Annotated in this window: 7 protein-coding genes; all 7 read left to right on the top strand. The window is 58.7% G+C overall.

Translation table 11 applies throughout. The features are described from left to right. Positions 1-224 precede the first annotated feature (224 nt). The 7 genes from AADZ90_RS21930 (at position 225) to AADZ90_RS21900 (ending at position 8528) form a co-directional block, all read left to right on the top strand. Positions 225-641 carry a hypothetical protein gene (locus AADZ90_RS21930; RefSeq protein ID WP_411997163.1) on the top strand — a complete coding sequence of 139 codons (417 nt, stop codon included), beginning with the start codon at positions 225-227 and terminating at the stop codon, positions 639-641. Beyond that, positions 638-1924 carry a relaxase/mobilization nuclease domain-containing protein gene (locus AADZ90_RS21925; protein ID WP_367312830.1) on the top strand — a complete coding sequence of 429 codons (1287 nt, stop codon included), beginning with the start codon at positions 638-640 and terminating at the stop codon, positions 1922-1924. Before AADZ90_RS21930 ends, AADZ90_RS21925 begins: the two co-directional genes overlap by 4 nt. A gap of 71 nt (positions 1925-1995) precedes the next feature. Then, a complete protein-coding gene (locus tag AADZ90_RS21920) occupies positions 1996-3867 on the top strand; it encodes a type IV secretory system conjugative DNA transfer family protein (RefSeq protein ID WP_411997162.1) in 1872 nt (623 codons plus the stop codon). A gap of 98 nt (positions 3868-3965) precedes the next feature. Next, the gene (locus tag AADZ90_RS21915) at positions 3966-4268 is read left to right on the top strand and encodes a hypothetical protein (protein ID WP_367312869.1); all 303 of its coding nucleotides are present in this window, start codon (positions 3966-3968) and stop codon (positions 4266-4268) included. 42 nt (positions 4269-4310) lie between these two features. Next, positions 4311-4568 carry a hypothetical protein gene (locus AADZ90_RS21910; protein WP_411997161.1) on the top strand — a complete coding sequence of 86 codons (258 nt, stop codon included), beginning with the start codon at positions 4311-4313 and terminating at the stop codon, positions 4566-4568. A 775-nt stretch (positions 4569-5343) separates the two neighbouring features. Further along, positions 5344-5721: a hypothetical protein gene (locus AADZ90_RS21905; RefSeq protein ID WP_411997160.1), complete on the top strand. Its 378-nt coding sequence runs from the start codon at positions 5344-5346 to the stop codon at positions 5719-5721. A 29-nt stretch (positions 5722-5750) separates the two neighbouring features. Continuing rightward, positions 5751-8528: an SPM autocatalytic domain-containing protein gene (locus AADZ90_RS21900; RefSeq protein ID WP_411997159.1), complete on the top strand. Its 2778-nt coding sequence runs from the start codon at positions 5751-5753 to the stop codon at positions 8526-8528.

The raw sequence follows: 8528 nt of genomic DNA, 5'->3' as shown, positions 1-8528 counted from the left end.
AGCGAAGAGCCTGAAGGGGCATGGACAAGCGACGTGACCGAGGCTGCGCTTAACTGAGCAGTCCTCGTCATAAAGATCGGCCGCGGCGGAAACGGCGCGGCCTTTATCGTTGGGATTTGGCTGGTGCGCCTGGAGAGCACGACTTCGAACTCTCTCTTCTCCGAACTTTCTGATTGGAATGAGCAGCTTAGGCCCTTTGCGGATGAGTTGCGGGGGCCGCGGCCATGAGCGCGGTGGCCAAGAAGCGCCGTCCATCCTTTTCCCTGCGGCTGAGCCAGGAGGAACGGAACCGCCTAGAGCTGGCGGCGGGCTCCATGCCCCTCGGCGCCTATATCAAGTCCGTCCTGTTTGCGGACGATGCGCCGACCTATCGCAGGCGGAAGCGCGGTCCGGATCTGGACCGGACGGCCTGTGCCCGGGTGCTGGCGAAGCTCGGGGAAAGCGGGCTGTCGGAGAGCCTGTCGGATTTGGCCGCCGCGGCCCGGATCGGGGCGCTGCCCGTCGATGAGGACCTGGAAGCCGATCTGAAAGCCGCCTGCGCCGAGATCGCCGCGTTGCGGGTGCTGCTGATGCAGGGACTTGGGGTCGACGCGGCCCAAGCGGCCTGCCCGGATCTCTTTGGTCCGGAGGATCCGTCATGATCCTGAAGGGCTCCCAACGGTCTGGTGCGGTGCGTCTGGCAGCGCATCTACTCAATGAGCAGGACAACGACCATGTGCAGGTGGCGGAGCTCAAGGGGTTTGTGGCCCGCGATCTGGAAAGCGCGTTCCGGGAAGCCCATGCGATCTCCAAGGGCACGCGCTGCTCGCAGTTCCTGTTCTCCCTCAGCCTGAACCCGCCTCTGGAGGCGGAGGTCTCGGAAGAGGCGTTCCGCAAAGCCGCGAATGAGGCGGGCCAGCGGCTGGGTCTGCAGGATCAACCCCGCGCCCTTGTGTTTCACGAGAAGGAAGGTCGGAGGCACGCCCATGTGGTCTGGTCCCGGATCGATGCGGACAGTTTGAAGGCCATCAACCTGCCCTTCTACAAGACCAGGCTGCGGGATCTCGCAAAGGAGCTCTATCTGGACCATGGCTGGAACTTGCCTCAAGGTCTGCAGGTCGATGGCGGCAAGAACCCGTTCAACTTCACGCTTGCCGAATGGCAGCGGGCGAAGCGGCAAGGCGTCGATCCTCGCGAGATCAAACAGCTCTTCCGGGACGCCTGGGAACGGTCGGACAATCTGACATCTCTTAGTAATGCGCTCGAAGAGCGGGGCTATCTGCTGGCCAAAGGCGATCGCCGGTCGGTGGTCGCGCTCGATCGGGATGGGGAGATCTATTCCTTTGCCCGCATGGCCGGGGTCCGCGCCAAGGTGCTGAAGGAGCGCTTTGGGGAGACGCCCGATCTTCCAAGCCTCGCTATGGCCCGCGCCCAAATGAAGGCTCGTGTCACCGATCAGCTCAAGAGCTTCATCCAGCAAGTCAAGGAGCGCCATGCGGATCAGATGCAGCCCTTTGCCGAGGAGAAGGCCGATCTGGTCGTCCAGCACCGGGCGGAGCGCAAACGGCTCAAAGAGAAGCAGGCGGAACGTTGGGAAACGGAAAGCGTCAGCCGCGCCAATCGCCTCCGCGGCGGGCTCCGGGGCCTCTTCGACCGCCTCACCGGCACCGCCCGCGAGACCCGCGCCCGCAACGAGGCCGAAGCCTGGCGCTGCCTGAAGCGCGATCAGGCCCAACGGGAGGCGCTGATCGCCGCCCAGATGCAGGACCGACGCGGGATGCAGTCACGGATCGACGCTTTGCGCGCCCGGCAGAAGGACGATCGGCGCATCCTCGCCCGGGATATCGGCCGGGTGCTCAAAGCCCGCGCCCGCAACGCGCAGGCGCAGCGCCAGGAGCGGTCTCAACGGCGCCGGCGTGATCGCGGCCCGGACCTGTCCCGCTGATCCATCAGGCAGCTCTGCCAATCGCATCCGCTGTCTTCCCATTCACCCCACCAGGCAAAAAGGAGAGTCCCATGACCTGGACCAAACCCGCCCTCGGGCTGACGACAATGATCATCCTCACGATCTATGGTGCGGAGCCTGCCGCAGCGCAGTTCTATGACGATCAATTCCAGCAAGCGCTTCGCGCCCAACGGGGAGAGATCGCCATCGCGCGTTTTCTCAGCATTGCTCTGTCGACCGGCGCAGGCTTCGTGCTTGGCTGGCTTCTGAGCCCGGACGCCCGCGTGGTCCGGGGCCTGATCCTGATGGGCCTGGCCCTCATGGCGGTGCTGGTGGCCTTGCTCGATTATGGCGTGTGGGGTTGGAGCGCCACCGCACTCGTCTCAGTCGTTGGCTTCTTTGTGGCACTGGGCTATTGGATCGGCCGCTCCGTGCGGCGGCTCGTGGAAGTCCCCACCACTTTCGGCTCGGCCAATTGGGCCACACCGGAGGAGATCGCCGCCAAAGGGCTCTTCACCTCCAGCGGCCTGCAACTGGGCACCGCACTGGATGGCCAATCTGAGACGGTCATCCGGTATGGAGGCGATCGGCATCTCCTGACCATCGCGCCCACACGGAAAGGCAAGGGCACGACCCAGATCATCCCGAACCTATTGACCTATGAGGGCTCGGCGCTCGTGATCGATCCCAAAGGCGAGAATGCCCTTGTGACGGCCAAGGCCCGACAGGAAATGGGTCAGACCGTCCATATCGTCGATCCGTGGGGGATCACCGCGGATCTGGACATGTCGTCGGTCGTGGTCGATCCCGACGGGACTGCGACAGTGCGCGACAGCCGCGCCGCCCGGTTCAACCCGCTCGATTGGCTGGAACTGGGCGATGTGGACATCACCGAGAATGCCATGCTCTTGGCCGATGCGCTCGTGGTGCCGGAAGGCGAGCAGGATCCGTTCTGGCTGGAAGAGGCCAAGGCGCTCCTGCAGGGGGTGATCCTCTATGTGGCCACCGATGACCGGGAAGACGGTCAGCGCCATCTCGGCCGGGTCCGCGATCTGATGCTGCTGGATGGCGAGGATCTCACAAGGCTTTTCGAACGGATGCTGGAATCTCCCCATCACATCGTCGCCAGCACGGGCGCCCGCTGCCTGCAGAAGGAAGCGAAGCTCCTCTCCAACGTCATGGCCTCGGCCCAGGCCCAGACCCACATGCTCGACAGTGCCCGGCTGCGGGAAAGCCTCTCATCCTCCGACTTCGCCTTCGAGGATCTGAAGCGGGACACGGTAACGATCTATCTCGTCCTGCCATCGGACCGGATGCACACCTTCCACCGCTGGCTGCGTCTGCTGGTCCAGCAGGCGATCACGGTGAATGCGCGGGATGTGGCGACCCAGCCCGAGAGACCGGTTCTGTTGCTGCTCGATGAGTTGCCCGCCCTGGGCAAGCTCACCATGGTGCAGCAGGCCTATGGTCTGATGGCAGGCTTCGGGATGCAGCTCTGGGGGATTGTGCAGGATGCAGGCCAGCTCAAGGCCACCTATGGGGAAGGGTGGGAGACCTTCATCGGCAATTCCGGGGTCGTGCAATACTTCGGGAGCCGGGACCGGATGACGGCGGAATACTTCTCGGCCCTCTGCGGAGAGACGACAGTCTGGACCTTTACCTCGGCGCTTTCGACCGCCTTCGGAGTCAGTTCGGGCAAGAACGGTGGTTCCTCCAGCCGGACCAATACCGAGACCGACACGCGGGCCGCCGCGCAACGCAAGCTCGCTTATCCGGACGAGCTGATGCGAATGGGCGAGGATCGTCAGGTGATCTTCATCGAGGAGATGCCCCCAATCGCCGCCTTCCGGGAGCCCTGGTATGCACAGGACCTACTCAAGCGCAAAGGCGTCGATCTGAGATCCAAGGAGATGCCCGGTGCCGCCGGGACAGAAGCTGCCTGACGCCGTCCTTACCGCCCAATCAGCGGCTGGCGCTGCTTCCATACGGAGCCAGCCGCGCTTGCACCCATAGATGACCGACCCGAGCAGGAGACCCTGCGATGAAGAGAGATCCGGCAGATCACCCGAAACACCCGTTCACGCTCGCGGCCGGGAAGGACCAGGCGCCGTTGCGCGACAAGGACAATGCCGCCCCGCGGGTGCCGCCACCGCATCTGGCCAGCAAGCCGGCTCCCAATCTGGCCCCGCCGGGGATGCTCGGCATCAAACGGAACCTGCCGCAGCGGGAGCAGGATAAGGGTCAATACAAAACCCTGCGCGAGGCGTTCCAGGTAAAGGCCTCTGGGCGGTTCACACCAATCGTGCGGAACGATCCGGAGAAGGACCGAGGCCATGACAGATGAGCAAAAGTGGCACGGCGACCTTTGGATGTGATATCTTAGGTGATGACTGAACACCCACTGCCCCTCCATCCCTCTTATGAACCGATCGGCCGGATGCTCCCCAACGCGTTCGGTGTCGAAGAGCTGGTCGTGATGCATCAAAACTACTGGGACTATTACGATTGGCTCGTCGACCAAGGCTACGACATGGAGGATTGGGTCATCCGCGCCGACACGATCCGCGAGCCGGGCATCAGCCTCAGCGACCACCTCATGTGGTGCCTCTGGCATATGAGGAGCAAAGGCCGGAGCAGGAGGTGACGACGCCGGTGGGACGAAAAGAGTGAAGGTATTAGGCCCCATTCTTGCTTGGTTAAAGGTGTTTCTGTGCCGGAAACAAACTCGCCGTCGTGGGTAAGAGCAACAGACGATCTAAGACCAAGATTTTGTGAATCAGGTCTTGGATTCCAGATCTCCCCATCCTAAAGTCAGCTTAGAGTTGATCTATCTTAGAACTACAGGGACATATGATGTCTCTAGAGATGTTCTTTTGTGAGTTTTCTTTAGTGTACTTCCAGCCAAGGCAAAAGGGATAGATATATCGGCGTTTCAGGTGGGCATGATCTATTGAAGGCTGCGACGAAGCAGCAATGATCAAGACTGGGGATAGATTGATAGGCCAGTCTTCAAAGACACGACTCATTCTAAGTGAGGACGAGGTTTTTGTTGACGAAAGAAGAATGTAGCGTCCTCGGGCTCAGTTCGACTGATGCTAGCTCTTCCATGCTGAGACGCCGCGCCAATCAAGTTGAGACATCTTGCTATCGACTTACCATGTATTTTATGCCAATGAGAGGAAAAGTGTGATTCAGGAATGTCTAAAAGATATGAGCGAACTGCGAAATGATTCAACATACTTTAAAACACATTGGATTCTCTGGCGGAGTTCACATATCCCTTAAAGATAGGTAGAAGTACAATAAACTAATTCGCAAATTATAGGGCTGATCATCCATGATGTATCCATATAGTAGCTTTAGTTTTGGATTTATTATGTAACCTCAGTAATTTTATGCGTCACTCTCGGAGCGCTTTGGTGAAAGAAGATGGCATGAACTTCTACTCAAATATTTCAAGGTTGGAGTATTCAGTTTACTTCGTTGTCTTTCTCTGTATTCTCGCAGCTGTAGCTGCTCACTCTCTCTCTTTTCTTAAGTTAGAGCTATTTGCGCTGTTTTCTCAGTTAAGTGACACCGTTGTTCTTGCCCTATCTCTATTTTGTCCGTTGGCCATCATGTTTTCAATAGTATTGTCATCCTTTTCTTTGGATAAACCTGGACTTGGTAAGCTAATTGCCCCACCGCTTCGGGTAAAATCTGATCTTCTAGTTTCCAAGATTTCTTTTGTTTTATTTTGGACTGGCATTATCGTTTTTATTGCTCTGCGGTTTATCATTCTTCCCAATAGAATATAATAGATAGAATATAATAGAAAGGGCTTCGCATGGCCGAAGGTGGATCTACAGGAATCGGTGTGAGCGCCGGTGTCTCTTTTGGTAGGCTTGGTGGTAAGGTGGGTGGAACTTATATCGAGGGTGCAGGGTACGAAAGGGTTCCTGTCGACCAACTTCCCCAAGGCACAACAGTTATTGCTTCGAACCCACACTCAGATGTGAAGCAGCTCTTGGAGTTGCCTGACGGTTCCGTCGCACACGATCACGGTGACGGAACAGCAACGGTATTTAGTCCTAGCGATTCCGTCTATATCGACGCTGGTGGAACAATCGAGACAGAAAATAAGGTCAGGGGCCTGAGTGCAAGTGCAACGGTAGACATCGTTCAATTCAATGGAGCGCCGAGCGATTATGCCGGACCGTTTGCCACACATTTCGTCGGAGCAGCGCTTATCGGAGTCTCAGTAAGCTACACACCAAGCGCAAAATCTTTGTTAGATTGGGCTTCGTTGAATGTACATCTCGGACCACAGTTTGGGTACACCTTAGAAACGGCTTACTACGTTCCAGTCAACGTTTCAGGTGAGGTTGAGGTTATCAAAAATGGTGATGGATCGGTAACAATCAAAACCACTGATGAATCGACGGGTCAGACTTCGAGAACACAGTACATACTAAATGATGAAGGGTTACTTGTACCAGTCGTTACGACAACTGGCGGCTTCAATTATCCAGCCGACGCCGTACAGACTGGGAACGAACTCAACGGTTTAGATCTTATCGCGCATGATGCGTACGTTCGGGGAGAACGGGCCGTCCAACCGGACAGCTGGCATGGCCGAGGCAGCTTTGGCGACGGAGACGATCGCAATGATAACGATTGGCGTCGACCCGAGCCCGACGATGACGGTCCAGATGGGAATGAGCGCGGAGTCAGTCACGGATCAGGAGGGGGCGCGAATTCAACCGTAGGCCGCGGCTCTGGTGGAAATGGAACGTCGGAGAATCACTCTGCTGGCTCTCCGACCGGATGGGATGGTCGAAGCGATACTGATTTAGATGGCCCAGAAGCAGCAGGTGCAGGATCTGGTTCACGTTCGGGTCGCAACTCTGAGCCAAGGACCGACTCCAAAGGTCGAACAGAAGATGATCCGAATTTCACAGGTCCCCGGCCGATCGTCCTTGATCTCGATGGAACTGGCATCGAGATCACGCAACTCTGGAAGTCGACCACATTTGTCGACGCCACTGGTGACGGGCTTCTGAATCGTACGGCCTGGGCTGCCGCGGGCGACGGAGTTCTCTTCTACGACCCGGACGATCTGGGTGAGATCGTCGAGCAGCGCCAATACGTCTTCACGGAATGGGATCCGACCGCGACGAGCGACCTGGGGGCGCTGCGGTCCGTCTTTGACAGCAACGGTGACGGAGTGCTTGACGCCAGTGATGCCGCCTTCGCCGATTTCAAGGTGATGGTGACGAATGCCGATGGCTCCACAACCGCGCTGACGCTGGCGGATCTCGGGATCGTCTCGATCGATCTGACGGGAGATGCGACACAGATCGTGTTGCCCGATGGCTCGATGATCACTGGCCAGACGGAGTTCACCTTCGCCGATGGCAGCACCGGCACGGTTGCCGACATGACCCTTGCCGTCGATCCGCAGGGCCGCCGGGTCGAACAGGTCGAGGGGACAGATGGAAGCGGTAACCGGACCCTTGAGACGACGGCCTTCCACGAGGATGGCTCTGTCGCCTACACGATCTCATCGGTCTTCAGTCCGGACGGGGCGCTTGTCCGGCATGCCTACGACGACAATGGCGACGGGGCAGTCGATCGTCTCCAGGAGATCACGACGGTCACCCAGCCTAATGGCACAACCGTCGAAACTGTGACGAACTGGGCTGGGGCAGATCTGGCGACCGCCGTCTTGATCAACAGCACCGTGACCACCCGCAATGCCGATGGGAGCCAGGTCACCACCGAACGGGACAGCATGGGCGGTGGCTGGGTCAATCAGGAAGAGATCCGGATCGAACATACCGATGGCAGCCACACCAACACGATCTCCGATCTCGGTCAGGATGGGACAATCATCCGGAGCGTTAGCGAGACGATCTCGGCAGATGGCCTGACCCGTATCACCGCCTTTGATGAGGACGGAGACGGTGTAGCCGATACCACGACGACCCGCACCATTACGATCAATCCCGATGGTAGTCGCATAGAGACGACGCGAGTTACGAATGCTGATGGCACGGAGCGCTCCTCGACCGAGGAGGTGATCGGGGCGGACAGCCAGTCGCGCCGCCTGGATTGGGATCTCGATGGTGACGGGGATGTCGACACGTCTGAGGACATGGCATTCACGTTGAACGCCGATGGGTCGAGTACCTCTATTCTGACGGTGCGCAATGGCGATGGCTCGGTCCGCAACAGCGTCACGACCGATCAATCCGATGACACGCTGCAGACGACGACGGCTTCCGATTTGGATGGCGACGGAGATGCGGATCTGACGGTAGTCGAGGAGACGATCGTCGCAACCGATGGCGCGCGGGAAACCGACTACCACTGCCACCAATACCGATGGATCGATCCGGGATATGGAGCGAGTCGAGCTCGGTGCGGATCGCGTCACCTCCGAGCGGTGGGTCGATCTCAATCAGGACGGGGTTTTCCAAAGCACCGATCTTGTGCGCTCGGTCTCTGTCGATGGCGCAACGCAAGACCGCATTACAGAGAGCTGGATCCGCAACGCCGATGGCAGTGTCGCAGGCCACACCCGGTCCGTCTCGAGCGAGGACGGGCTGAGCCAGCTGATTGA

It is taken from the genome of Aestuariibius violaceus, assembly GCF_040779325.2.
Lineage (GTDB): Bacteria > Pseudomonadota > Alphaproteobacteria > Rhodobacterales > Rhodobacteraceae > Aestuariibius > Aestuariibius violaceus.
This window is presented reverse-complemented; position numbering and strand designations above follow the sequence as displayed.

Bases quoted from the DNA above. Each gene is read 5' to 3' on its own strand.
- AADZ90_RS21920 (WP_411997162.1), top strand. From the start codon at position 1,996: ATGACCTGGACCAAACCCGCCCTCGGGCTGACGACAATGATCATCCTC.
- AADZ90_RS21915 (WP_367312869.1), top strand. From the start codon at position 3,966: ATGAAGAGAGATCCGGCAGATCACCCGAAACACCCGTTCACGCTCGCG.
- AADZ90_RS21900 (WP_411997159.1), top strand. From the start codon at position 5,751: ATGGCCGAAGGTGGATCTACAGGAATCGGTGTGAGCGCCGGTGTCTCT.
- AADZ90_RS21925 (WP_367312830.1), top strand. From the start codon at position 638: ATGATCCTGAAGGGCTCCCAACGGTCTGGTGCGGTGCGTCTGGCAGCG.
- AADZ90_RS21930 (WP_411997163.1), top strand. From the start codon at position 225: ATGAGCGCGGTGGCCAAGAAGCGCCGTCCATCCTTTTCCCTGCGGCTG.
- AADZ90_RS21910 (WP_411997161.1), top strand. From the start codon at position 4,311: ATGACTGAACACCCACTGCCCCTCCATCCCTCTTATGAACCGATCGGC.